Below are 24,031 nucleotides of genomic sequence, written 5' to 3'. Positions count from 1 at the left end.
GCGCCTCCGACCTGAAATCGGGGGCTTTTTTTATGCGAAACGGACGATGCCGCCAATTGGAGCAATAAGCAGATGACACGTGAGATGACCGGCGCAAAAATGGTTGTTCAAGCCCTGAAGGATCAGGGGGTCGACACCGTCTTCGGCTACCCTGGCGGGGCTGTGCTGCCGATTTATGACGAAATCTTCCTGCAGAATGACATTCGCCACATTCTTGTGCGCCACGAACAGGGGGCGGTTCACGCCGCGGAAGGCTATGCACGCTCGACCGGCAAGCCGGGCGTTGTGCTCGTGACCTCCGGCCCTGGGGCAACCAATGCGGTAACCGGCCTGACGGATGCCCTGCTTGATTCCATTCCGCTGGTTGTTCTCACAGGTCAGGTGCCAACCTTCATGATCGGCTCTGACGCCTTTCAGGAAGCAGACACCGTGGGCATCACCCGTCCCTGCACCAAGCACAACTGGCTGGTAAAGGACACCGAGAAGCTCGCAGGGACCCTGCACGAGGCCTTTCATGTTGCAACCGCCGGCCGTCCCGGTCCGGTGCTGATCGACATTCCCAAGGATGTGCAGTTCGCCACAGGCACCTATCACGCGCCGAAACCGGCAGCCTCCCACTATCAGCCCCCGGTCAAGGGCGACCTCGACGCCATCACCGAACTGGTGGCCGCGCTGGAAACCGCCAAGCGGCCAGTGTTCTACACGGGCGGCGGCGTCATCAACTCCGGCCCCGGCGCCAGCCAGTTGCTGCGTGAACTGGTGGATGCGACAGGCATCCCGGTTACCTCGACCCTGATGGGCCTCGGCGCCTATCCTGCCTCTGGCAAGAACTGGCTTGGGATGCTGGGGATGCATGGCCTCTACGAGGCCAACATGGCGATGCACGACTGCGATCTGATGATCAACATCGGCGCCCGTTTCGATGACCGGATCACCGGTCGTCTGGATGCCTTCAGCCCCAATTCGATCAAAGCGCATATCGACATCGACCCGTCGTCCATCAACAAGGTGATCCGCGTCGACATCCCCATCGTCGGCGATGTGGGGCATGTGCTGGAAGACATCCTGAAAATCTGGAAAAGCCGCGGCCGCAAGGTGGACAGCGAGTCGATCGCCAAGTGGCAGTCTCAGATCACAGAATGGCGCGATGTGCGTTGCCTTGCCTACACGGCATCCGAAGGCACCATCAAACCGCAGTATGCCCTTGAACGGCTTGAAGCCCTCACCAAAGGACACAACCGCTACATCACAACCGAGGTGGGCCAGCACCAGATGTGGGCCGCGCAGTTCCTTGGGTTTGAGGATCCGAACCGTTGGATGACCTCCGGTGGTCTCGGCACGATGGGCTATGGCACGCCGGCCTCTATCGGGGTGCAAGTGGCGCATCCCGATGCTCTGGTCATCAACGTCGCGGGTGAGGCCTCTTGGCTGATGAACATGCAGGAAATGGGCACCGCCGTGCAGTACCGCCTGCCGGTGAAACAGTTCATCCTCAACAACGAACGTCTCGGCATGGTGCGCCAGTGGCAAGAACTGCTGCATGGCGAACGCTACAGCCACTCCTGGTCCGAAGCCCTGCCCGATTTCGTGAAGCTCGCCGAAGCCTTTGGCGCCAAGGGCATCTGCGTCAGCGATCCCAAGGATCTGGACGACGCAATCATGGAGATGATCAACTATGACGGTCCGGTCATCTTTGACTGCCTGGTGGAAAAGCATGAGAACTGCTTCCCGATGATCCCCTCGGGCAAGGCGCACAACGAGATGCTGCTGGGCGAGGCCGAAACCCAAGGCGTCATCCAGTCCGGCGGCGCGGTGCTGGTTTAAGCCGGTTCAGGAACAGATACTGCGGGGCGACATCGCCCTGCCCCGATTTTTAGGAAAGGGACGTAAATGTCTGCCCTACACATCAAAAAAGGCTCCACCAGCCACTCCGCCTATAACCTACGTCCGAATTTCTCGGATGTTCAGGAACGTCACACCATCACCATTCTGGTGGAAAACGAACCCGGTGTTCTGGCGCGCGTCATCGGGCTGTTTTCGGGCCGCGGCTACAATATCGACAGCCTCACCGTGGCCGAGGTTGATCACACAGGCCACCTGTCGCGCATCACCATCGTTACCACCGGGACCCCGCAGGTGATTGAGCAGATCAAGGCACAGCTGGGCCGGATTGTTTCGGTGCATGAAGTCACCGATCTCACCGTGGCCGGCCCCTTTGTCGAGCGTGAATTGGCCATCGTCAAAGTGGTGGGTGAAGGTGACAAGCGCGTCGAAGCCATGCGCCTGGCAGAGATTTTCCGCGCCAAGGTGGTAGATACCACGCTCAACAGCTTCATCTTTGAACTGACCGGCGCACCGGACAAAATCGACGCATTTGCCGAAATGATGCGGCCCTTGGGGCTGACCAAAATCGCCCGCACTGGCGTTGCGGCACTGCTGCGCGGCAACTGATCGATCAGCACCCAACAAAATCAAAAGGCGGCGCAGAGGCGTCGCCTTTTTTCGTTCAGTGCAGGTGGTGATCTGCCTTCAGGCGCGCCGCGCCTGACGAGCTGCCCGTTCCGCCTGATCTGGAAAGGAGATGACGTTGCCCATCTCTTCCGCCCCATCCAGCGCCACAGCAGGGGCGTCAGGCTCTCCGAAGGCGGGCATGTCGATAAACAGAGGATCCTCGCGCGCTTCGGCCCAGGTCATGACCGTCCCACTATTTGCACTGGTCAGGTCAATTGGCCCCGGCGCCCGGTAACCTGCCTCCTGCGCAGGATGTGATGCACCAAGCTGCCGCCCCCACGCCAACTGAGCACTGAGATCATTTGACTGCTCTGTGCTCAGCCGCTCCAGATTGCTGGCGATCCGCAGGCTTCCCTCGATGGTGATCGAGAAGGACACGCAATCCCCCTTGCTCAGTGCAAGCGGGGCCTCGTCGGCAGTCCAACGATAATACGCAAGGTCGCCATGATCCTCGCACCAGATCATGGCCTGACGTAGATTTCGATCCGCCCAAAGAATGACGCCAATCATATCAAGCCTCGCATAAGTCTGCCTATATTTTGTGATAAATCACATCCGTGGGACACCGTGAACCTCGAAAAACCAATTGATCACTTTGTGTCCGATTTATGCTATTTTGACGCTAGTTAGCATCAGCAGACACGATTTTCCAACGAACCTGTGCTATTTTGTTCAGAACAACGGTTAACAAATTTCAAAACAAGACCTCTGACCACCATCAAATGATTGATCTGCATGGGTAAAAATCAAAGATCTCCGGTTGAACTGCGATCCATGTTTGGTGCGAATCTGCGCCAGCTCGCCCAGCAATATCCGTCGATCTCTGAACTTTCTCGCCGTTTGGGCATCAACCGGACGCAACTCAACCGCTATCTCACTGGCGAGAGCTTTCCTCGACCTGACATCCTTGACCGGATTTGTAGCTTTTTTGACGTGGATGCGCGCATTCTGCTCGATCCTGTCGATCAACTCGCCACCAAGGGGCAGATCCTTCAGGGGCCCGAACTTGCGGATTTTCTCGGCGCGGGGATCACGCGGCTGACGGATGATTTCTTTCCATCAGGCCTCTACCGATTTGTCCGACGCAGCTTTGTCCGTCAGGATCGTTACGTTCAGGGATTGGTCTACGTGTTTCGCCGCGATGGCGTGACCTATGTACGCGGCTACGAGGCCAGGGCCGCGATGCTGTATCAGGGCCTGCCGGTCGATGCCCGATCCAGAGAGTTTCGCGGTCTGGTCACCAGTCAGGACGATGGCGTCGCCTTTCTGATCGCGCGGCGCGGATCGGTCACTGCGACCTTCAACTACCTGACCAAAGTGCCAACGATGGAGGGGCATTTCTGGTCAGGCTATCTTGCCCGTACCACGCACGAAAGCGACCACGGGGATCGCGTGGCCAGAATGCTCTATGAATACCTCGGCCAGGACACCGCAGCCGTGTTGCGCGCGGCCCGCACGGCGGGGTTCCTTGCGGAACAGGCGCTGACCCAGTTTGAACGCCGCCTGCTGAACCCCGGACGCCAGTTTCGCTAGAGCGTTGGATCAGGCCGCCCCCTCCGGCTGCGAGATCAACCGATAGACATGCCAGCTGGCGTGGCCCAGCAGAGGCAACACCAAGAACAGCCCCAGAAACCCCGGCACCATCGCCACAAAGGTCGCAACCGCAATTACCGCCGCCCAAATCAGCATCATCAGAAAATTGCTTTGGACGTAGCTGAAGCTGGTGATCATGGCCGTGACGAAATCGACCTCGCGGTCCAGCAACAGCGGAAGCGACAGGACCGTGATCATGAACAACAGCAGGGCGAACACGGCCCCCACCCCGGTGCCCACAGCCAACATCAAGAGCCCGTTGCCCGTCAAAAAAACGTCGGCCGAGGTCGAGATATTGGTCATCGTGGAATGCCCCAGAAACAGGGCAAAAATCATATGCCCCAGAAAAAACCAGAACAGAAAAACGATAACGATGATGGCACAGATCGACGGCAGCTGGCGGCGGCGTTGATGCAGCACAACGCCCAGAATATCGCGCGTAGTCATGGGTTGGCGTTCATCCAGCCGATGGGAAACCTCATATAGGCCGACCGCGGCAAAGGGGCCGATCAGCGGAAATCCGATTGCCGCAAGGACCAGCCAGAAGGTCGTGCCAGTCGCCATCGTGACCCAGGCCATCATCCAGCCCGCGAGCACATAGACACCAGCAAAGAACAGCCCGAAACCGGGGCGCGCCCGGAAATCTGCCCAGCCCCGCGCCAATGCCTCCCGCAGGATGCCGGCTGACATGGGCCGCAGCTGCGGCACTCCGAATTCCTTTTCCTCCATCAGATGACGCTCCTCCTCTTTCTGGCCTGTCTGCTGCTCTGGCCCTTCTGCCGCTGTTGCCTGTCGGCTGTGCTGTTGCGATCTGTCAGGGGTTGGGCCCCGGCGGCGGACGGCGGTTGGGCCAATCCGTGGCCTCATGATATTGCTGTGCCAAGGCCAGCAGCGCCCGATCCCTGCCATGAGCTCCAAACATCTGAACACCGATCGGCAGGCCCTCGTCTCCAAAACCTGCTGGCACCGCCACAGAGGGCAGGCCAAGCAGGCTGACCGGGACAACCACCTCCATCCAGCGGTGGTAGGTATCCATCGCCACCTCGTTGATGCGCGTCGGATGGCCCATCTTGATGTCAAAAGGCCAGCATTGGGCGGTAGGCAGGATCAGCGCGTCGTAGCGTTCAAACAACCGCGCAGCCGAACGCTGCCAGTCTGAGCGCAGATCGGATGCAGACTGGACCTCCTGACCGGTCAACGCCAATCCACGGTCCAGCTCCCATTGGGCGCTGGCCTTCAACTGCCCGCGCTGACCTGCGAAAATCCGCAGGCTCGCAGCCAATGCATAGCTGCGCAAGGTCGACCAGGCCTGCCAAATCCGATCCGCCGGGAATGGCGGCTGAACCTCTTCGATCCTGTGCCCGAGATCGGCCAGCACATCCAGGCTGGCCCGCGTGGTTTCAAGAATGCCCGGTTCCATCGGATAGGCTCCGCCCCAGTCCCCCAGCCAGCCGATCCGCATGGGTTGCGCGGTCGGCAGCGGCGCTGTGGGGCTGTCAGCCCAGCAGGTCGCCGATAGGGGCTGGCGTGGATCAGCGCCGGACATCACATCCAGAAGGATCGCGAGATCCTCGGGGCTTCGGGCCATCGGGCCGATTGTGGCGAGAGGATGCAGAAACAGATCCCCCCGCGGTTGGCTGGGCACCCGCCCCCACGTGGGACGGAATCCATAGACGTTGCACCAGCCCGCAGGGTTGCGCAGCGATCCCATCATGTCAGAGCCATCCGCCAGCGACAGCATTCCAGTCGCCAGAGCCGCCGCCGCGCCCCCAGAGGAGCCCCCGCAACTGCGCGTGGTATCATAGGGGTTGGCCGTAGCGCCATGAACGGGGTTGAACGTATGCGACCCAAGCCCAAATTCCGGCGTGTTTGTCTTGCCAATGATGATGGCACCCGCCGCGCGCAGCCGCGCAACGAACAGCTCGTCCTCCGCCGGAACGAAATCGCGCAACATGGGCGAGCCCTGCGTCGTCGTCAGCCCCGCCACATTGGCAAGATCCTTGATCGCAATCGGCAGCCCATGCAGTGGCCCGCGGGTGCGGGCGTGATCGGCGGTTTCAGCCTCTTTCATCAGCTCCGCCCCATCGCGCCGGGCGACGATGGCGTTGATGTCGGGGTTCAGCGCATCAATCCGCGCCAGCGTGTGCTCCATCAGCTCTGCCGCCGTGAGCTTGCGCGTCGCAAGATCGCGCAGAACCTGACGTGCGCTTTGGAAATGTGCTGACATGATCGCCCTCGCCTGCTGTACAAAAACAGCCTAGCGACCCGGAAAACCAAAGAAAACCCGCTTGCGACGCAACCGGGTGATCTAATTTCAACGTTGGATTGAATAGACCCGATGTCGGGCCTGTCGCGACCTCAGTCGCCCTGCGCCTCAGAGCGGCTTTTGCCAGCGACATTCAGCGCGAGCGTGGCCGCCATGAAACCATCCAGGTCCCCATCCAGAACTCCCTTGGTGTCAGAGGTCTCGTGGCTGGTGCGCAGATCTTTCACCATCTGGTAGGGTTGCAGGACATAAGACCGGATCTGGTTGCCCCAGCCTGCATCGCCCTTGGCTTCATGCGCGGCGTTGATATCGGCGTTCCGACGGTCCAGCTCCTGCTGATAAAGCCGGGATTTCAGGGCCTTCATGGCGATATCGCGGTTCTGGTGCTGCGACTTCTCGGAAGAGGTCACCACAATCCCGGTCGGGATGTGGGTGATCCGCACAGCCGAGTCGGTGGTGTTCACGTGCTGACCGCCGGCACCGGAGGAACGATAGGTATCCACGCGGATATCGGCAGGGTTCACATCGATTTCGATGTTGTCATCCACAACCGGATAGACCCAGACAGAGCTGAACGAGGTGTGCCGCTTCGCTGCCGAGTCATATGGCGAGATCCGAACCAGACGATGCACGCCGCTTTCGGATTTCAGCCAGCCATAAGCGTTATGGCCGGAAATCTTGTAGGCAGCGGATTTGATGCCCGCTTCGTCGCCTGCGCTTTCGGACTGCAGTTCAACCTTGTAGCCCTTCTTCTCGGCCCAACGCACATACATCCGCGCCAGCATAGAGGCCCAGTCACAGCTCTCGGTGCCGCCTGCGCCTGCGTTGATCTCAAGGAAGGTGTCGTTGCTGTCCGCCTCACCATCCAGAAGCGCTTCAAGCTCCTTCTCGGCGGCCTTCTCCTTCAGCGCAACAAGCGCCTCTTCGGCGTCCTTGACGACCTCGTTGTCATCTTCCATTTCGCCAAGCTCGATCAGCTCGATGTTGTCGGCAAGCTCTTGCTTGATCGACTTATAGGTATCGATCGCATCCACCAGCATCTGGCGTTCACGCATGAGCGCCTGCGCTGCGTCGGCGTCATCCCACAGGTTGGGGTCTTCGACACGGGCGTTGAATTCCTCGAGGCGAAACTCCGCGGTTTCCCAATCCAGACGTTGAGCCAGCAGCTCAAGCGACTTTTCGATATCGGTCACGATGTTCTGAGTCTCGGCGCGCATGGCAATCCCTTGAAGTCACGTATCAGGCCTGCGTGATAAACCACCCGCGCGCTGCGGGCAAGCCAAGGCGAACCTGCGGTCTCAATGAAAAGACCGGAGAGGGTGTTGCCCCTCCCCGGTCCCAAAAACACTGCGGAAAAACCTGGCGTCAGTACAAGCCGCCAGAGCTGATGGTGCCAAAGTTCGCCTTGGGCCCAAGCACGGCAGTTCCACCATCAGAGGTGGTCACCCGGCGCCCGGACTGCTGCACTTCCTCAAACAGCGGCAGGTTTGATCCCATCGCAAAGCCGCCGTCAAACGCCAGGCCAAAGATCGGTTCTGCACCGTCGCGGAAATACTCTGCCACCACATTAGCACCGGAGGCTTCATCAGGCAGACGCGCCCCGGTAAAGCGGTCGATCTTGATGAAATGTCCGCCTTCCGGAACCTTGAACGGGCCACCACCGTATTTCTCGGTCGCTGTCTTCATGAACTGCTGGAACACCGGACCACACATGGTGCCACCGTAGGCGCCACGCCCCATCGGCCGCGGCTGGTCAAACCCCATGTAGCAGCCTGCCACAATGTTGGAGGTAAAGCCGACAAACCACACATCGCGGGAGTCATTGGTTGTGCCGGTTTTACCGGCGGTGGGCACCGGCAGGTTGATCACGCTGGAGGCGGTACCGCGGTCGACCACACCTTTCATCATCGAAGTCAGCTGATACGCAGTGATCGGGTCCATGACCTGTTCACGATTATCAACGATGCGAGGGGACTGGCCCGCAGGCAAAAGGGGCGACGAGCAGTCAACACAGTCGCGATCATCGTGACGATAGATCGTCTCGCCCCGACGGTCCTGGATACGGTCCACAAGCGTCGGCTGAACCCGCTCGCCACCATTGGCGAACATCGCATAGGCTGCAACCATCTGATAAAGCGTCGTTTCCTCAGCCCCAAGCGAGTTGGCAAGAAACGCGCCCATGTTGTCATAGACGCCAAAGCGTTCGGCATAGCCTGCGATGACCTCCATGCTGACCTCTTGCGCCAGACGAATGGTCATCAGGTTCCGCGATTGTTCGATCCCGGTCCGCAGAGGGGTCGGGCCGTAGAATTTATTGGTCGAGTTCTTGGGCCGCCACAGGCCCTGCGGCGTATTGATCTCGATCGGAGCATCCACAACGATGGTCGCAGGGCTGTAACCGCTGTCCAGCGCCGCCGCATAGACGAACGGTTTAAAGCTGGATCCCGGCTGTCGCTGGGCCTGGGTGGCGCGGTTGAATACAGAATGCTGGTAAGAGAAACCACCCTGCATCGCCAGAACACGGCCTGTGTTCACATCCATCGCGACAAAGCCACCCTGGACCTCCGGCACCTGCCGCAGCGACCAATGGTCGATCACACCGTCTTTTTCGACGGCGCGAACATGAACCACATCGCCGACAGACAGGTTGTCCCGGAAACTGCCCTTCATCCATTTGATGTCGGCCCGCGGGACAGAGCCGGTGCCATCAACACCCTCAACACCAACTTCAAGGCTTTGGTCCCCAACGGACAACACCACAGCCGGATGCCACTTGCCGCCAAGGGTGATGTCGCGGGGCACTTCCGCCTCGCTCAGTGCAGCGCGCCAGGTGGCTTCATCGGCCAGCGCTTCTTCAGGCAGGCTCACACCTGTGCCACGCCACACCCCGCGAGAGCGGTCGTATTTCTCAAGCCCCCCACGCAGCGCTTCGGCAGCTTCGGTCTGCATTTCCTCGTCGATGGTGGCGCGCACGGTAAAACCACCGGTAAAGAACTCTCCCTCGCCAAAGTCCTGCGACAGCTGGCGGCGGATTTCGTCGGTAAAATAGTCCCGCGGCGGCAGCGCATTGCGGAAGCTGTCAAAATCGCCGTTCTGAACCGACCGCAGCGGCTGTTCCACCTCGACCTTGTAGACCGCATCAGAGATATATCCGTTCTCGCGCATCTCTCGCAGAACGTAATTGCGGCGGGCCAAAAGGCGGTCGCGCTGCGTCACCGGATGATATTTCGACGGCGCCTTGGGCATGGAGGCCAGTGTTGCGGCCTCATGCGGGGCCAGCTGACTCAGGGTCTTGTTGAAATAGGTCTGGGCGGCGGCGGTCACACCATAGGAATTCTGACCAAGGAAGATCTCGTTCAGATACAGTTCCAGAATGTCTTCCTTGCCCAACGTGTCCTCAAGACGCGACGCCAGGATCAGTTCCTTGACCTTGCGCTCAGCCTTTCGGTCGCCCGAAAGCAGGAAGTTCTTCATCACCTGCTGGGTAATCGTGGAGGCGCCGCGCACGTTGTCCCCGCGCGATCGCACCGCTTCAACCGCCGCAGCGGCGATGCCGCGCATGTCATAGCCTTTGTGGCTGTAAAAATTCTTGTCCTCCGCCGAGATAAAGGCCTGTTTCACCAGATCGGGAATTTCCTCGGACGGGGTGAACAGACGCCGCTCCTGGGCGAATTCGTCAATCAGCTGCCCTTCACCAGAATAGATCCGGCTGATGGTTGGCGGCTGGTACTGGGCCAGCGACTCATGGCTGGGCAGGTCGCGCCCATAGATCCAGAACACCGCGCCGATGGTCAGCGCGATCATCGCGATGCCCAGCGTGATGGTGCTGAAGATGGAACCAAAGAACGATAGAATAAATCTGACCACTGTAGAGCCTTTCTCGCGCAGTGCCGCCTATATAGGCGCAGCGATGCGTGGGGTCAAAACGGGAAACAGCATATAGGCGCCACCTGCCCTGCAAAACCAGCAGAAACCCTCGCAAACTGCGGGGAATGGCTGCGCGCGCCTCCCCCTTTGTTGCCAACACGGCGAATGCGGTATCGGTTCCGCGCGTGTGGCATTTATCTGTATCATAACACCAAACTGGACCACCCTGCCCCCGAATGCGGGCTCAGGCGGCCATTTTTTGCCAACCACGCGTCACTGTCGCCGTCACTGTCGAACCAGTGCCCGCGTCGCCTCATCTTCGATCCGCCAGGCGATCAGCCCGTTCAGGATGCCACGCGCCGTCCGTCGACGCCAATCGGCGTCCAGAATGTTGTTCAGATCCCGAGGGCTGGACAGAAAGCCGACTTCAACCAGAACAGAGGGAATATCGGCAGACTTCAGCACCGAAAAACCCGCCTCGCGCAAAGGGCGACGGTTCATGTCACCGCCCTGCGCCTTAAGGCCTGTCACCAGCGCGCGCGCCAGTGCTTCGGAGCGGGGATGGGTTTCCTGCCGGGCCAGATCCAGCAACACATCCGTCACCCTGTCATCCACATGGCTTAGGTCACTGCCCGCCAACAGATCGCCCCGCTCGTGGCGTTCGACCAATGTGGCAGATGCAGCGTCAGAGGCATCATCAGACAGGACATAGACGGTCGTCCCATGTGCACGGCCTTCGGACAGGCTATCTGCATGCAGCGACAGGAACAGATCCGCCTCGGCCTGATGCGCCAACGCAATCCTGCGTTCCAGCGAGACAAAATAGTCGTCATCCCGCGTCAGCTGCACGTCAAACTGCCCTGAACGCACCAGCATTTCGCCCAGTTCAATCGCAAACTGCAGCATCAGGTCCTTTTCCTGAACAAGCCCCGCGTCGGCTTCGGCTTCAGCCCCCGGATCGATCCCCCCATGTCCGGGGTCGATCACGATCAACAGCGGTGCCAGCGAATCCTTGCTGTCAGGCGCCGTCATCGGGGTCGGCGCAGGCAGATCCCAGCGCGCATCGCGCGGCGCGCCCGCCTTTGCGGCAAACTGCTCTGCCGTGGTATCGCGCAAGGCCACCGCCAGTGTCGCCGCAGCGCTGACCTCATCCACGTCCATCGCCACCCCGTCAACACCCATGGGGCGGGCCAGTTCCAGCACCAACCGGGACCAGCCGGGCACATAGGTTCCAAACTGCGCATTGCGAATGCCATCCGCTGTGGACAGGGCATCAGCAGACATCCCCGACCAATCGACCTCTTGGAAATCGACGACCACACGTGGCGGCTCTGTCAGGGTGAACACGCGGAACGGAACCCCTTGGCTCAGCCCCAGAGACAGATCGACACCGCCGCGACGATCCTCTGCCGCTGTCGCGGAGGCATCAATGCGCGCAAGACCGCTAAACGTCTGCCCCTTCGCCGTTTGCGCCTCGGCCTGGCCCGGTCCAAAAGGCGCCGCCAGCACCCCAGCCGCCACCACAGCCGCCATCAGCGCCATGTTGAATTTTCCTTGGATCATCCGCCTGCCCGTTTTCTGAACGTTTCCAGCCCGTCTCTTGCCGCCATCCTACGCCGCCAGCGCCGATGCAGGCCAGCAAAAGCCACCTTTCTCAGCCCCCAATCAGCGCAAGACTGCCCAAATGGCCTAGCGCCCACGCCGCTCCATAAAGATTTTCAGGCGCGACAGCCCCTCTTCGATATCAGCGGTGGAACGCGCATAGGAAAACCGCAGGGTCGTCGCCCCGCGTTTGGGATCGAAATCCAGCCCTGGCGTTACCGCAACACCCGCCTGATCCAGGATCTCCTTGGCAAAGGCCCGGCTGTCATCTGTCAGATCGGACACATCCGCATACACATAAAACGCCCCATCCGGCGGCGCGATCCGGTCAAACCCGGCTTTGGGCAGCCCCTCCATCATCAAGCGACGGTTTTCGGCATAAACCGCAAGATTGGCCTGCAACTCCTCTTCGCAGTCCATCGCCGCAAGGGCGGCAACCTGACTGGCGTGAGGGGCGCAGATGAACATGTTCTGCGCGATCCGTTCCACGACACGCACATGGTCATCCGGCACGACCATCCAGCCAACCCGCCAACCCGTCATGGAAAAATACTTGGAAAAGGAGTTGATGACATAACAGTCATCCGTCACTTCCAGCGCAGTGACCGCCTTCGCTTCGTATTCGATGCCGTGATAGATCTCGTCTGAAATGAACGCCGCCCCCTGCGCCTGTGCCGCCTCGATCAGAGCCGCCATCGCCGGCTTGTCCAGCATGGTGCCCGTGGGGTTGGCAGGCGACGCGACCATCAGACCGGCCAGATCCAAACCGGCAAGATCCTGAGGAACCGGCTGCAGGCGATGATCTAGCGAGGTTTCAATATCAACCGGCGTCAACCCCAGCGCATGCAGGATCTGGCGATAGGACGGATAACCCGGCGCCCCGATCCCGACCCGATCCCCACTGTCAAACAGCGCCGTAAAGCTGAGAAGGAACGCCCCCGAAGAGCCCGGCGTGATCACCACGCGCTCGGGGTTCAGATCAACATTGTACCATTCGCCATAAAGCTGGGCGATCCGCTTGCGCAATGCAGGCAGCCCAAGCGCGACGGTGTAGCCAAGTGCATCCTGATCAAGCGCCTTGGCCAAGGCATCGCGCGCCGCCGCAGGTGCGCCGGTCGAGGGCTGGCCCACCTCCATATGGATAATATGACGACCAGCATCTTCTGCCTGACGGGCGGCTTCCATCACATCCATCACAATGAAGGGATCGACGTTGGACCGGGTTGAGTTTCGCATGTTGATCTCCCATGGTGCAGCCATGACCTTTGACCGTTTCTCTCGCCTCGCGTCAATCCCGGCCCTGGCTCTTGCCGCGCTGTGTTTTGTCGCGACCACGCTGGCGACGACGGCGCAGGCTGCATCTATTTCCCTGCTGCGTGATCCTGACATCGAACGCGGGCTGAACGAGGTCGCAGCCCCTGTGCTCCGGGCCGCGGGCCTGAATGCCAAACGGGTCCGGGTGCTGGTGGTGAATGACTCTTCGTTCAATGCGTTCGTGATCGATTCTCAAACGATTTTCATACATTACGGGCTGATCCTAAAGGTTGACCGACCAGAGATGCTGCAGGCCATCATCGCCCATGAGGCAGCGCATATTACCAACGGCCATATCGCAAGACGCACGCAAAACCTGCGGTCTGCCCAATCGGCCGCCGGTTTTGGCGCGGCGCTGGCCGTGCTTGCGGCAGCGGCAGGCGCTGGCGAAGCCGCTGCGGGAATTGCTCTTGGGACGCAGGCCTCGGCGGTGCGCGGATTTCTCGCCCACACACGAGCCGAAGAGGCTTCGGCCGACCGCAGCGCCGCCGGCACGCTGCGACGCGCCGGGATCAGCCCAAAGGGGCTTGTCGATCTGCACCGGATCTTTGCCGGACAGGAAGTGCTGAGCGCAGCCAACCAAGACCCCTACATGCGCTCCCATCCGCTCAGCCGCGACCGTATCCGCGCGGCAGAGGCCTATCTGGCCAGTCATGGCGACACCAGCAAGGCAGATCCCAATGCGCAGTACTGGTTCGCCCGCCTGCGTGGCAAGCTGTCGGCCTTTACCAGGTCTCCGAAATGGACACTTCGCCGCGTGGGTGAGGAACGCTACAAGGATGTCCGCCTGATGCGCGAAGCTGTCGCCCATCACCGCCGCAACAATCTGAACAAAGCGCTTGGCGCCATTGACGGTGCATTGGCGGTGCGTCCCAACGACCCTTATTACAACGAGCTGAAAGGCCAGATCCTGATGGAAAACCGCCGCTGGGAGGCCGCCCTTGGCGCCTACCGCCGCGCGGCGAGCCAAGCCGGACGCGATCCGCTGATCCTCGCGAGTCTCGGGCGCGCGCAACTTGCCGCTGGTCAGCCAAAGTCCGCGTTGAAATCCCTCGAAGCCTCCCGCAGTCTCGATTTTCGCAATGCCGGAATGCTGCGCGACATGGCTCAGGCCTATGCCAAGATCGGACAAACCGGTATGGCGGCCCTTGCAACAGCTGAACGATATGCCCTGCAGGGGCGGCTAAAGGATGCAGGTGTTCACGCCAAACGCGCTACCGGCCTGCTGCCCACGGGATCCCCCGCATGGCGACGCGCGCAGGACGTGCTGATCGCCGCCGAACAAGATCAAAAAAGGAAACGCAAATGATCCGTCTTTCTCTGCCCCGCACCGGCCTTGCCTGCGCCGCTGCTCTGGCCGCCGCGCTGAGCTTTGGCCCCGCTGCACAGGCCTTTGACCTCAGCCAGATGAGCGAAGAGGAACGCGCAGCCTTTGGCGCCGAAGTGCGGGCCTATCTTCTGGAAAACCCCGAAGTGATCCTGGAAGCCGTCAACAAACTGGAACAGCAACAAGCCGCAGCCGAAGCAGCCCGCGATGACGCGCTGGTCGCCGAGAACCTGAACGCGCTGCACAACGACGGGTTTTCCTATGTTGGCGGCAATCCAGATGGCGACATCACGCTTGTGGAATTCATGGACTACCGCTGCGGCTATTGCCGCCGCGCCGCCCCCGAAGTTGAAAAACTGCTGGCCGCAGACGGAAATATCCGCCTGATCATCAAGGAATTCCCGATCCTGGGTGAGGCATCGGTCCTGGCGTCGCGGTTTGCGATTGCCACCAAGCTCGTGGCCGGAGACGAGGCCTACAAGAACATGCATGACGCGCTGATTTCGATGGGCGGCGCGCCAAGCGAGGCCACATTGCGCCGCCTTGCCGAGGGGCTTGATCTGGACGCTGACGCCATTCTGGCGCGGATGAGCGATCCCGAAATCTCGCGCCAGCTGCAGGAAACCCGCGCTCTGGCACAGCAGATGGCGATTTCGGGTACACCAACATTTGTCCTGGATCAGGAACTTCTGCGCGGCTTCCTTCCGGCCGATCAGATGGAGATCATGATCGCCGAAATCCGCGACGCCCGCGGCTAAGCCCCCTCGTCCCCGAGACAGCCCCCAGACACAGTTCGACCTGGGGGCCAGCCCCCAGACCCCCGGAGTATTTCGGGAAAGATGACAACCGCAAGACCAGACAGAAAAAGGCGCCGGGAGGATCCGGCGCCTTTTTTGGTGGAACAGCGGTTGCGGTTATTCGGCAGCGGCGGCTTCAGCTTCGATCTGAGCGGCTTTCTTCTCGACTTCCTCAACGATGTGATCGACCATCTGTTCGTTGGACATCTTGTGGCTCGCCTTGCCCGCCAGATAGACCATGCCGGACCCTGCGCCCCCGCCGGTAAAGCCGACATCGGTCATCAGCGCCTCGCCGGGGCCGTTGACCACGCAGCCGATGATCGACAGGCTCATCGGGGTTTTCACATGCTCCAGCCGCCGTTCCAGCGTTTCAACGGTTTTGATCACATCGAACCCCTGCCGCGCGCAGCTGGGACAAGAGATGATGTTGACGCCGCGGTGGCGCAGACCGAGGGACTTGAGGATTTCAAAGCCCACTTTGACCTCCTCCACCGGGTCGGCAGAGAGGCTGACGCGCAAGGTGTCACCAATGCCCATCCACAACAGCTGGCCCAGGCCAATTGCGGATTTGATGGTGCCGGAGACAAAGCCGCCGGCCTCGGTCACGCCCAGATGGATGGGGGCATCGGTGGCCTCGGCCAGCTGCTGATAGGCCGCGGCGGTCATGAAGACGTCAGAGGCCTTCACCGAAATCTTGAACTCGTGGAAATCATGATCCTGCAGGATGCGGATATGGTCGAGACCGCTTTCCACCATCGCCTCTGGGCAGGGCTCGCCATATTTATCCAGGAGGTGCTTTTCGAGACTGCCTGCATTCACCCCAATGCGGATGGAACAGTTGTGGTCGCGGGCCGCCTTGATGACCTCGGCCACGCGCTTCTCATCCCCGATGTTGCCGGGGTTGATCCGCAGACAGGCAGCGCCTGCCTCAGCCGCCTCGATGCCGCGTTTGTAGTGGAAATGGATGTCCGCCACGATCGGCACCGGGCTTTCGCGCACGATTTCCTTCAGCGCCTTCGAGGATGCCTCATCCGGGACCGAGACCCGCACCAGATCCGCGCCCGCCTCTGCTGCCGCCTGAACCTGCGCCACGGTGGCCGCGACATCCGTGGTCAACGTGTTGGTCATCGTCTGCACCGCAATCGGCGCGTCCCCCCCAATCGGCACGTTGCCAACATGGATCTGGCGGCTTTTGCGGCGCTCGATATGGCGCCAGGGACGGATGTGATTGATCGACATTATCGGTGGCCCTGAGCTGCTGGGATCTTTGGGGTTAGATACGCGCTCCGGGACGGGGCTTCAATGGGGCGCAGCCGCACAGACGGGCAAATCAATCTGCAGTCATGGGCAGATTGGAACAGGACACTATAGCGCCAAGGGGCGTGACCACCGCTGGGACAGTTGGGACAATCCGGACAATGGTCCAGACAGGTGCGCGATCAGTCGGTGATTTCGGGCGCCACATCCGCAGAGAGCGACGACGCCTGCAGTTCAGCAACCAGCGTGGCCAGCGCACTGTTTTGATCTGCGCTCAGATCTGCCAGTTGGAATCGTTCCGTCAATGCATCAGAGGACAGCACCACATTCTTGGTCACCTGACCCCGATTGCCAACAGGACCATAATGGGCACCGTTGACGGCAAAATAGATCGCACCGCTTTCGCCTGTCCGCAGCAACGGGGGCTCTTCGGTCAGCGGAATTTCGAAATGCTGCCCGGGCTCCATGATGGTTTCATAGATCACGCTGCCATCAGCCGCCGTGACCTGCACCCAGGAAGGCCGCACCGCGACCATCTGCAGGGCTGGAGCCACCTCTTCCACGACCTGCGGCACAGCCGGGGCAGGCAGATCCGCGCTCAGACTGGCCTCTGCAAGCGCCAGGCTAGGCAGCTCCGGCAGGGCAAAATTTCCAAGCCCGCGGGGATCAAGGGTTGCAATCGGGCCATCACGGGGGATCAGCACCGGAACATCCAGCGCCTGGGGCCGGTACAGCCGCGCCAGGGCCTCTGTTGCCGGATCTTCGCCTTCGGCCGTGGGCCCCTCGGCACCTGTCAGCGGGTCGAGATCAGCCAGCACGATGGGGGTCTGGTCAACAGGTGCCATCTGGACCTGCTGGATTTCCTTCAACACCGCCCAGCCGCCATAGCCGATCCCGCCGATCAGCGCGACCAGAACCGCCAGAGAGCCGAGCGCGCGGGGTTCAACCGAGCTGAAGAAGCTGCTGGACGCTGGCACAAATGGCGTATTGGGAGAGGTGAATGCATCACTGCGCAGCCCGCCCATGCCCGTGGCGATCGGGGCGGCCGCAGATTTGCGAACCGACGCCTCGGCAGACATGCCGTGGGCCACCTGAAACCCGCTTTCCTGGCAGAAGGCGGCAAAGGTCGCATCGGGATCGAGGCTGAGGTAGCGGGCATAAGACCGCACATACCCGGCAATAAAGCCGGGCGTGTCAAAAACGGTCGGATCGGCGTTTTCGATGGCGGCAATGTAAGAGGCCTTGATCCGCAATTCGCGCTGCACATCCAGGAGCGATTTGCCCATGGTGGCCCGCTCACCGCGCATCATATCACCCAGTCGCAGTTCGTAGTCGTCAAAACCCTTCGGTTGCGACGACTGTTCGTGCGTTTTCTGCTTGCGCTGAGTGAGGCGCCCGATCATGCCTGCTGTCCCATGTTAGCCTGCCGTATTCGACATTCTGGGTCGTTTAGAAGCCGGTTGTCGCGACTCGCTTACGTCCCTTTGATTACAGCTACCGTAACATAAAAACGCAAAAGTGACACAGAACTGTGAATCACCCCGCCATTTCGGCACGATTCAGCGCACAATGGGACCAGAGTGCGTCCATTGCCTTGACCAACGCATCAATCTCCCTAGGGCCGTGCACCGGTGACGGCGTAAACCGCAGGCGTTCCGTGCCGCGCGGCACCGTCGGGAAGTTGATCGGCTGGACGTAAATTCCGTGCTCCGACAAGAGCATATCGCTGAGTTTCTTGGTGTGCACGGGGTTGCCGACAATCACAGGGACGATGTGGCTGCCATGGTCGATGATCGGCAGGCCAAGGCCCTTGAGGCGCATCTTCAGGATCCGCGCCTGCATCTGGTGCTGTTCCCGCAGTTCCGGCGCGGTCTTGAGATAGGCGACAGATGCCGCAGCCCCTGCCGCAACCGCCGGTGCAAGCGAAGTGGTAAAGATGAAGCCCGGCGCATAAGAGCGGATGGCGTCACACATTTTTGCCGATGCAGCGATGTAGCCGCCCATCACGCCATAGGCCTTGGCCAGGGTGCCGTTCACGATATCGATCCGATCAATCAGACCATCCCGCTCTGTCACGCCACCCCCACGGGCACCGTACATGCCCACAGCGTGCACCTCGTCGATGTAGGTCAGCGCGTTGAATTCCTCGGCCAGGTCGCAGATCTCTGCGATCGGACCAAAATCACCGTCCATCGAATAGACCGACTCAAATGCGATCAGCTTGGGTGCGGCAGGATCGTCCGCCTCAAGCAGCTCACGCAGATGCGCCACGTCATTGTGGCGGAAGATCCGCTTGGACCCGCCATTGCGGCGCACGCCCTCGATCATCGACGCGTGGTTCAACGCGTCCGAATAGATGATGAGACCGGGAAACAGTTTGGGCAGTGTCGAAAGGGTTGCGTCGTTGGCGATATAGGCCGAAGTGAACAGCAGCGCGGCCTCTTTCTGATGCAGATCCGCCAGCTCCGCTTCGAGCTGCTTGTGATACACCGTGGTGCCAGAGATGTTGCGCGTCCCGCCCGAGCCAGCGCCAGTGGCATCAATTGCCTCGTGCATGGCGTTCAGGACAACAGGATGCTGGCCCATCCCCAGATAATCGTTGCCACACCACACTGTAATGTTCTGTTGGCTGCCGTCGGGGCGGGTCCAGACCGCATGGGGGAACTGGCCGTTCTGGCGCTCGATATCGATGAACGTCCGGTAGCGGCCTTCCGCATGCAGCTGTTCAATCGCAAGGTCGAGTTTCGCGGTATAGTCCACCGGCATCTCCATGGCATAGTGTGGCACCAGCGGATCTGGCGCGTGCTGTGGTCAGGTTCTTTATATTCACAATAGTGAATGGTTAAACCATCCCCTCCGTTCGATCAACCGAATACGCGCGGCGGTCTGGCTCAGCCTTGATGTAGGTCAAATAAACCTTTGGGCCGGGGGCGGCAACAAGCGCGGCCCGCAAATCACCGCACCACGGGGCGCAATTCGACGCAGGCACGGCCAAACGGGCGCATTTTCACTACATTATGACCACTATCAGCGCGCTGCCACAGGCAGACGCCCATCTCCGACGCCCGATTTGGCACAACCGACACCCGCCAATCACGGCGCAAGCCAGCGGCACAGCCCCCAAATCTGCAAAACCGCATTTGCATGATGCCCGCTGGCCCCTCCCCGCGGGCACTGCTAGGCTCTCGCAGAATTCAACAAAAGCCTCAGGAGACACCCATGTCATTGAACGACGTACTGGACCGGATCGACAGCGATCTGGACGCTGCAACCAACCGCCTGATGGACCTGCTGCGCATCCAGTCGATCTCCACCGATCCGGCCTACCAGGAAGACTGCGACAAGGCCGCAGACTGGCTGGTTGCGGACCTGCGCTCTATCGGGATCGATGCGCACAAACGCCCAACCCCCGGCCACCCGATGGTTGTGGGCCACGTCGGTCCCAAAGACGACGCGCTGCCGCATGTGCTGTTTTACGGCCACTATGATGTGCAGCCCGTTGACCCGCTGAACCTGTGGAACACACCCCCCTTTGAACCAAAACTGGAAGAGACCGAGCGCGGCACGGTCATTCGCGGGCGCGGCGCCTCTGACGACAAGGGCCAGTTGATGACCTTTGTCGAGGCCTGCCGCGCCTGGCAGGCGGTGAATGGCTCCCTGCCCTGCCGCATCACCTTCTTCTTTGAAGGCGAGGAAGAAAGCGGCTCGCCCTCGCTGGTGCCCTTCATGGAAGAACACGCCGCCGAGCTGAAGGCGGATCTTGCCCTGATCTGCGACACATCCATGGTATCGCGCGGTGTGCCGTCCATTTCCTCACAGCTGCGCGGCATGTTGAAGGACGAGTTCACCCTGATCGGCCCCCGGATCGATCTGCACTCCGGCCACTACGGCGGCCCCGGCCTGAACCCCCTGCGCGAAGTCAGCCGCATCGTCGCGTCCTTCTATGACGAGGACACCGGCAAGGTCGCCGTCGAGGGATTCTATGAGGGCGTGCATGAGGTGCCAGAGGACCAGCTGCGCCAGTGGGAAGGCTGCGGCTTTGACGAAAGGGACTACCTCTCCAACGCAGGCTACACCCAGGCCCACGGGGAAAAGGACCGCACGGTTCTGGAACAGCAGTGGGCCCGCCCGACGCTGGAAGTGAACGGCCTCTGGGGTGGCTACAATGGCGCGGGTTCGAAAACCGTGATCCCGTCAGAGGCGCATTGCAAGATCACCTGCCGTCTGGTCGGTGACATGGACCCGGACGCGCTGCGCCTGAAGATCCGCAAACACGTCGAAGAGCGGCTGAAGCCCGACTGCAAGGTGGTCTGGGACAACGATCTTGAAGGGTCGCGCGCCTCGGTGATGAACATCGCCCGCCCCGAATTCGAGGCCGCCCGCGGCGCGCTGTCTGATGAATGGAACCGCGAGGCTGTCTTCTGCGGCATGGGCGGCTCCATCCCGATTGCGGGCTTCTTCAAATCGATTCTCGACATGGACGCGATGCTGATTGGCTTTGCCAATGAAGACGACGCCATCCATTCCCCGAACGAGAAATACGATCTGGAGAGCTTCCACAAAGGTATCCGCTCCTGGGCGCGGGTGCTGGACGCTCTGACCACGAAATAACAAAACCAGTGGTGTGCGCCCCGGCGCGCACCACGCCCCCCACCCTGCTGGCAACTGCGACCACAAGATACGCAAATCGCCATGACCACAGGTCGAAAAAGACAGAGGCCACAATCGCAAAAACCCTTCCGAAGAAGGGTGCGTTCATCCGTATTCTGGAAGAAAGTGGCGCGGTTGACGGGGCTCGAACCCGCGACCCCCGGCGTGACAGGCCGGTACTCTAACCAACTGAGCTACAACCGCGCATGGGCCTTTCGGCAAATCAGACGCAGGCGCCTGATATATGTTTCCCCTCCGGGGCGGACCCTGATCACCAGGGCAGTGAATGAAAGTGGCGCGGTTGACGGGGCTCGAACCCGCGACCCCCGGCGTGACAGGCCGGTACTCTAACCAACTGAGCTACAACCGCGCATCATTTCATTTGGACCCTTTGACCCGGATCCGGGGCTGACAGCAGTGGCGCGGTTGACGGGGCTCGAACCCGCGACCCCCGGCGTGACAGGCCGGTACTCTAACCAACTGAGCTACAACCGCTTGCTGTTCCATCCAACGTCGCCGCTGAATGTTGGGCTGTAATATTCCTAGCGCTCGGGTATCGTCAAGCGGTGTTTTGGCATTTTCTTCCGTTTCGGTGAAAAAAAATGCCAAAGCCCCCTCTCCACCTATCAAGTCATTGATTTTCCCGCATTCCTAAGCGGTTAGAGCAGGAAGTTATCCACAAAACCAACCAAGAGTTGGCCGCACGTGAGGGAGAGATGGGAAATCGATTCCGCAAACGCCGAGCGACTTGCCAGGCAACCAAATCACAAAGGACCACCGCCTGCGGCGTCTGGTAGAGCTGAACATTTCCAAGGGGAGAATGGTGGGTCGTGAGAGGCTCGAACTCCCGACATCTTCGGTGTAAACGAAGCGCTCTACCAACTGAGCTAACGACCCGGTGAGCGCTGATTTAGAGAAAGCGCGCGGAGGGTGCAAGAGCGAAATTGAAGTTTTTTGAAAAAAACTTCACTCCACCCTCAGAACGAATTCCTCACCGTTTTCCAGCACATAGACACAACCCTGCTCATTCGGCAGCGCGGCCATCTCTGCGCGGCCTAATCCACAGATGATCCCTCGCAGCACCTGACCCCACAAACCATGCGCCACCAGCACGGTGGGCTGCTCAAGCGACATCAGCACTGATCTGATGCGCGCCTCAAAGGCGTCGAATCCCTCTCCGCCAGGGGCCTCGCAAAAGAGATCCAGCGCATGGGGGTTGGCGGAACTGATATCCGGATGGCTCTGTGCGATCTCGTCCAGCGTCCGCCCCTCGAACACACCGGCCATCGCCTCTGCAAGACGTGGATCCGTCTCGTAGTCACGGCCACCAAGGGCAATGCGGGCGGTCTGTTGCGCCCGGCGCAGGGGCGATACCAGACAAGGGATCCCCCGATCTTTAAGAACCGGCGCCATCAGCATCGACTGCATCTCTGCCTGCATCCGCCCCTTGCGGGTCAGATCAGATTCCTTGCGCCCCTGCACACGCTTCTCCGCGTTCCAATAGGTTTCCCCGTGGCGCAGGAACCAGATCTTCGGAAATTCAGACATTGCAAAACCCTTCTCGAAAATACGCCAAAACAGCTAGCGCCGGCGCTTTGTGATGGAAAGCGGTTTTCGCTGAAAGGGCCAGGGTTGCGGGCTCAGCCCGGCGCGAAATGAAATAAATTTCAGATTTCACAAAAAATTTCGACCCGCGTTGACCGAAACGACGAACGGCTCCTAGGGTCGGCTTACGCAACAAATTGCGGGACGTGAAAAGACTTGCAGGGAGGCAGGTCGTCGCGGCCTTATCAGGGGTAAACTACCCCAGCACTTGGGAGGATAATATGAAGAAAACCGCCTTTGTCGCGGCTTTGGCCCCGGCCGCAGTCGCATTGTCGATGGCATCCGCCACTCCGGTTCAGGCAGAAAGCGGCCTGCGCTGCGAACCCGGTGAGACGTATATCATGAACGTCATGGTCTCTGGTCACCCCTATTGGGTGCCTGTCTATCAGGGCTTTAAACAGGCGGCCGAGGCCTTTGGCTGCGAGACGATTTTCTCGGGCACACCGGATTACGACATCACCAAGCAAATCGCGTCCTTCGAACAGGACATGGTGAAACAGCCTGCAGGCATCCTGGTGCATCCGATGCAGTCGGATCCGTTCATCGAACCGATCAACCGCGCCATCGAAAACGGCACCGAGATCGTCACCTTTGCGGCAGATTCCCCAAAATCCAACCGCACCGCCTATATCACCTCCGACAATCTCGCCGAGGCAAAATTTGCCGCCGATGAAATCGTCAAGCAGATCGGTGAAAGCGGCCAGTATGCCGTTCTGGAAAACCCCGGCCAGTCCAACCACGATCTGCGCGTCACTGCTCTCATCGACTATATGGAGGCAAACTATCCGGAGATGAAACTGGTGGGACGTCAGGCCACCAATCAGGACAGCACCGCCGCCTATCGCGCCACCGCATCGATCCTGCAGGCCAACCCCGATCTTGGCGCGATCTGGATCCCCGAAGCAGGCTCAGCCGAAGGTGCGGTTGCAGCCATCCTGGAAGCCAAGTCCGACGTCCTGGTCATGCACGCCGATATCACCCCGGCGACACTGGAACACATCAAGGCAGGCAATATCCACATGGCTTTGAACCCCAACCAGGGCATGCAGGGCTTCATGGGTTTCCTCGCCACCTTCATGGCGTCGCATTCCGATGTGTTTGACCCGTTCAACGACTACAAGGTCTCTGGCTACAATCCGGTTCAGATCCCCTTTGTCGACAATGGGTTTGCAGTCATCACCAAGGCAAACGCCGACAGTTTTGACCTGAACACCTACATGGAAGGTCGCGACCCCAGCTGAC

18 protein-coding genes and 4 tRNA genes are annotated in these 24,031 nt (G+C 60.3%); 7 read left to right on the top strand and 15 right to left on the bottom strand.

All coding sequences use genetic code 11. From position 1 onward, the window contains the following. Positions 1 to 72 precede the first annotated feature (72 nt). Together KUV39_RS09795 and ilvN are read left to right on the top strand one after the other, a co-directional pair. Positions 73 to 1,824, top strand: coding sequence for an acetolactate synthase 3 large subunit (locus tag KUV39_RS09795; RefSeq protein WP_008562228.1), 1,752 nt, complete (start codon positions 73 to 75; stop codon positions 1,822 to 1,824). A gap of 66 nt (positions 1,825 to 1,890) precedes the next feature. Then, the gene (ilvN, locus tag KUV39_RS09790; protein ID WP_008559839.1) at positions 1,891 to 2,451 is read left to right on the top strand and encodes an acetolactate synthase small subunit; all 561 of its coding nucleotides are present in this window, start codon (positions 1,891 to 1,893) and stop codon (positions 2,449 to 2,451) included. 78 nt (positions 2,452 to 2,529) lie between these two features. Here ilvN and KUV39_RS09785 read toward each other — a convergent pair whose 3' ends face one another. Continuing rightward, complete coding sequence (locus KUV39_RS09785; RefSeq protein WP_222459657.1) at positions 2,530 to 3,021, bottom strand: hypothetical protein; 492 nt, start codon at positions 3,019 to 3,021, stop codon at positions 2,530 to 2,532. 225 nt (positions 3,022 to 3,246) lie between these two features. On the opposite strand from KUV39_RS09785, the gene KUV39_RS09780 reads away from it, so the two are divergent. Further along, complete coding sequence (locus KUV39_RS09780; RefSeq protein WP_244998305.1) at positions 3,247 to 4,044, top strand: helix-turn-helix domain-containing protein; 798 nt, start codon at positions 3,247 to 3,249, stop codon at positions 4,042 to 4,044. A 9-nt stretch (positions 4,045 to 4,053) separates the two neighbouring features. Here the strand turns inward: KUV39_RS09780 and KUV39_RS09775 are convergent, their stop codons facing one another. From KUV39_RS09775 to KUV39_RS09750, 6 genes are all read right to left on the bottom strand, one after another. Further along, the gene (locus tag KUV39_RS09775; RefSeq protein ID WP_008562927.1) at positions 4,054 to 4,833 is read right to left on the bottom strand and encodes a DUF2189 domain-containing protein; all 780 of its coding nucleotides are present in this window, start codon (positions 4,831 to 4,833) and stop codon (positions 4,054 to 4,056) included. A gap of 85 nt (positions 4,834 to 4,918) precedes the next feature. Continuing rightward, positions 4,919 to 6,331, bottom strand: a complete 1,413-nt coding sequence (locus KUV39_RS09770) for an amidase (RefSeq protein WP_222459656.1) — start codon at positions 6,329 to 6,331, stop codon at positions 4,919 to 4,921. Positions 6,332 to 6,462: 131 nt separating this feature from the next. Next, positions 6,463 to 7,587, bottom strand: coding sequence for a peptide chain release factor 2 (gene prfB / locus KUV39_RS09765; protein WP_008562926.1), 1,125 nt, complete (start codon positions 7,585 to 7,587; stop codon positions 6,463 to 6,465). Between the two features lie 148 nt (positions 7,588 to 7,735). Then, positions 7,736 to 10,237 carry a penicillin-binding protein 1A gene (locus KUV39_RS09760; RefSeq protein ID WP_222459655.1) on the bottom strand — a complete coding sequence of 834 codons (2,502 nt, stop codon included), beginning with the start codon at positions 10,235 to 10,237 and terminating at the stop codon, positions 7,736 to 7,738. A gap of 285 nt (positions 10,238 to 10,522) precedes the next feature. Next, positions 10,523 to 11,800 (bottom strand): N-acetylmuramoyl-L-alanine amidase, encoded by a 1,278-nt coding sequence (locus KUV39_RS09755; protein WP_222459654.1) that lies wholly within the window; start codon positions 11,798 to 11,800, stop codon positions 10,523 to 10,525. Positions 11,801 to 11,926: 126 nt separating this feature from the next. Then, complete coding sequence (locus KUV39_RS09750) at positions 11,927 to 13,075, bottom strand: pyridoxal phosphate-dependent aminotransferase (protein ID WP_222459653.1); 1,149 nt, start codon at positions 13,073 to 13,075, stop codon at positions 11,927 to 11,929. On the opposite strand from KUV39_RS09750, the gene KUV39_RS09745 reads away from it, so the two are divergent. After that, a complete protein-coding gene (locus tag KUV39_RS09745; protein WP_222459652.1) occupies positions 13,074 to 14,462 on the top strand; it encodes a M48 family metalloprotease in 1,389 nt (462 codons plus the stop codon). The two genes, KUV39_RS09750 and KUV39_RS09745, sit on opposite strands and share 2 nt — an antisense overlap. After that, complete coding sequence (locus tag KUV39_RS09740) at positions 14,459 to 15,238, top strand: DsbA family protein (RefSeq protein ID WP_008559932.1); 780 nt, start codon at positions 14,459 to 14,461, stop codon at positions 15,236 to 15,238. Before KUV39_RS09745 ends, KUV39_RS09740 begins: the two co-directional genes overlap by 4 nt. Positions 15,239 to 15,394: 156 nt before the next feature. Here KUV39_RS09740 and ispG read toward each other — a convergent pair whose 3' ends face one another. The 3 genes from ispG to hemA form a co-directional block, all read right to left on the bottom strand. Further along, positions 15,395 to 16,516, bottom strand: a complete 1,122-nt coding sequence (ispG, locus tag KUV39_RS09735; protein WP_008561725.1) for a flavodoxin-dependent (E)-4-hydroxy-3-methylbut-2-enyl-diphosphate synthase — start codon at positions 16,514 to 16,516, stop codon at positions 15,395 to 15,397. A gap of 200 nt (positions 16,517 to 16,716) precedes the next feature. Further along, positions 16,717 to 17,937, bottom strand: coding sequence for a helix-turn-helix domain-containing protein (locus KUV39_RS09730; protein ID WP_046210988.1), 1,221 nt, complete (start codon positions 17,935 to 17,937; stop codon positions 16,717 to 16,719). Between the two features lie 133 nt (positions 17,938 to 18,070). Beyond that, positions 18,071 to 19,294, bottom strand: a complete 1,224-nt coding sequence (gene hemA / locus KUV39_RS09725) for a 5-aminolevulinate synthase (RefSeq protein ID WP_008561707.1) — start codon at positions 19,292 to 19,294, stop codon at positions 18,071 to 18,073. A gap of 459 nt (positions 19,295 to 19,753) precedes the next feature. On the opposite strand from hemA, the gene KUV39_RS09720 reads away from it, so the two are divergent. Next, positions 19,754 to 21,145 (top strand): M20/M25/M40 family metallo-hydrolase, encoded by a 1,392-nt coding sequence (locus tag KUV39_RS09720; RefSeq protein WP_222459651.1) that lies wholly within the window; start codon positions 19,754 to 19,756, stop codon positions 21,143 to 21,145. A gap of 166 nt (positions 21,146 to 21,311) precedes the next feature. On the opposite strand, the gene KUV39_RS09715 is transcribed toward KUV39_RS09720, so the two are convergent. The 5 genes from KUV39_RS09715 to KUV39_RS09695 form a co-directional block, all read right to left on the bottom strand. Next, a tRNA-Asp gene (locus KUV39_RS09715) sits at positions 21,312 to 21,388 on the bottom strand. Positions 21,389 to 21,477: 89 nt separating this feature from the next. Continuing rightward, a tRNA-Asp gene (locus KUV39_RS09710) sits at positions 21,478 to 21,554 on the bottom strand. 48 nt (positions 21,555 to 21,602) lie between these two features. Continuing rightward, positions 21,603 to 21,679 (bottom strand) — tRNA-Asp (locus KUV39_RS09705). 326 nt (positions 21,680 to 22,005) lie between these two features. Further along, positions 22,006 to 22,081: transfer RNA gene (locus tag KUV39_RS09700), tRNA-Val, on the bottom strand. 69 nt (positions 22,082 to 22,150) lie between these two features. Further along, positions 22,151 to 22,732 carry a histidine phosphatase family protein gene (locus KUV39_RS09695; RefSeq protein WP_050672700.1) on the bottom strand — a complete coding sequence of 194 codons (582 nt, stop codon included), beginning with the start codon at positions 22,730 to 22,732 and terminating at the stop codon, positions 22,151 to 22,153. A 278-nt stretch (positions 22,733 to 23,010) separates the two neighbouring features. Between KUV39_RS09695 and KUV39_RS09690 the strand changes: the two genes are divergently transcribed. Beyond that, positions 23,011 to 24,030, top strand: a complete 1,020-nt coding sequence (locus tag KUV39_RS09690; protein WP_046210990.1) for a substrate-binding domain-containing protein — start codon at positions 23,011 to 23,013, stop codon at positions 24,028 to 24,030. The last annotated feature ends 1 nt before the right edge of the window (position 24,031 follow it).

This window comes from Phaeobacter italicus (genome assembly GCF_019801785.1).
GTDB lineage: Bacteria > Pseudomonadota > Alphaproteobacteria > Rhodobacterales > Rhodobacteraceae > Phaeobacter > Phaeobacter italicus.
The sequence above is the reverse complement of the archived record's forward strand: the minus strand, read 5'-3'. Positions and strand labels throughout refer to the sequence as shown.

Coding starts and splice junctions, on each gene's coding strand:
- KUV39_RS09795 (WP_008562228.1), top strand. CDS start 73: ATGACACGTGAGATGACCGGCGCAAAAATGGTTGTTCAAGCCCTGAAG.
- ilvN (WP_008559839.1), top strand. CDS start 1,891: ATGTCTGCCCTACACATCAAAAAAGGCTCCACCAGCCACTCCGCCTAT.
- KUV39_RS09785 (WP_222459657.1), bottom strand. CDS start 3,021: ATGATTGGCGTCATTCTTTGGGCGGATCGAAATCTACGTCAGGCCATG.
- KUV39_RS09780 (WP_244998305.1), top strand. CDS start 3,247: ATGGGTAAAAATCAAAGATCTCCGGTTGAACTGCGATCCATGTTTGGT.
- KUV39_RS09775 (WP_008562927.1), bottom strand. CDS start 4,833: ATGGAGGAAAAGGAATTCGGAGTGCCGCAGCTGCGGCCCATGTCAGCC.
- KUV39_RS09770 (WP_222459656.1), bottom strand. CDS start 6,331: ATGTCAGCACATTTCCAAAGCGCACGTCAGGTTCTGCGCGATCTTGCG.
- prfB (WP_008562926.1), bottom strand. CDS start 7,587: ATGCGCGCCGAGACTCAGAACATCGTGACCGATATCGAAAAGTCGCTT.
- KUV39_RS09755 (WP_222459654.1), bottom strand. CDS start 11,800: ATGATCCAAGGAAAATTCAACATGGCGCTGATGGCGGCTGTGGTGGCG.
- KUV39_RS09745 (WP_222459652.1), top strand. CDS start 13,074: ATGTTGATCTCCCATGGTGCAGCCATGACCTTTGACCGTTTCTCTCGC.
- KUV39_RS09750 (WP_222459653.1), bottom strand. CDS start 13,075: ATGCGAAACTCAACCCGGTCCAACGTCGATCCCTTCATTGTGATGGAT.
- KUV39_RS09740 (WP_008559932.1), top strand. CDS start 14,459: ATGATCCGTCTTTCTCTGCCCCGCACCGGCCTTGCCTGCGCCGCTGCT.
- ispG (WP_008561725.1), bottom strand. CDS start 16,516: ATGTCGATCAATCACATCCGTCCCTGGCGCCATATCGAGCGCCGCAAA.
- KUV39_RS09730 (WP_046210988.1), bottom strand. CDS start 17,937: ATGATCGGGCGCCTCACTCAGCGCAAGCAGAAAACGCACGAACAGTCG.
- KUV39_RS09720 (WP_222459651.1), top strand. CDS start 19,754: ATGTCATTGAACGACGTACTGGACCGGATCGACAGCGATCTGGACGCT.
- KUV39_RS09695 (WP_050672700.1), bottom strand. CDS start 22,732: ATGTCTGAATTTCCGAAGATCTGGTTCCTGCGCCACGGGGAAACCTAT.
- KUV39_RS09690 (WP_046210990.1), top strand. CDS start 23,011: ATGAAGAAAACCGCCTTTGTCGCGGCTTTGGCCCCGGCCGCAGTCGCA.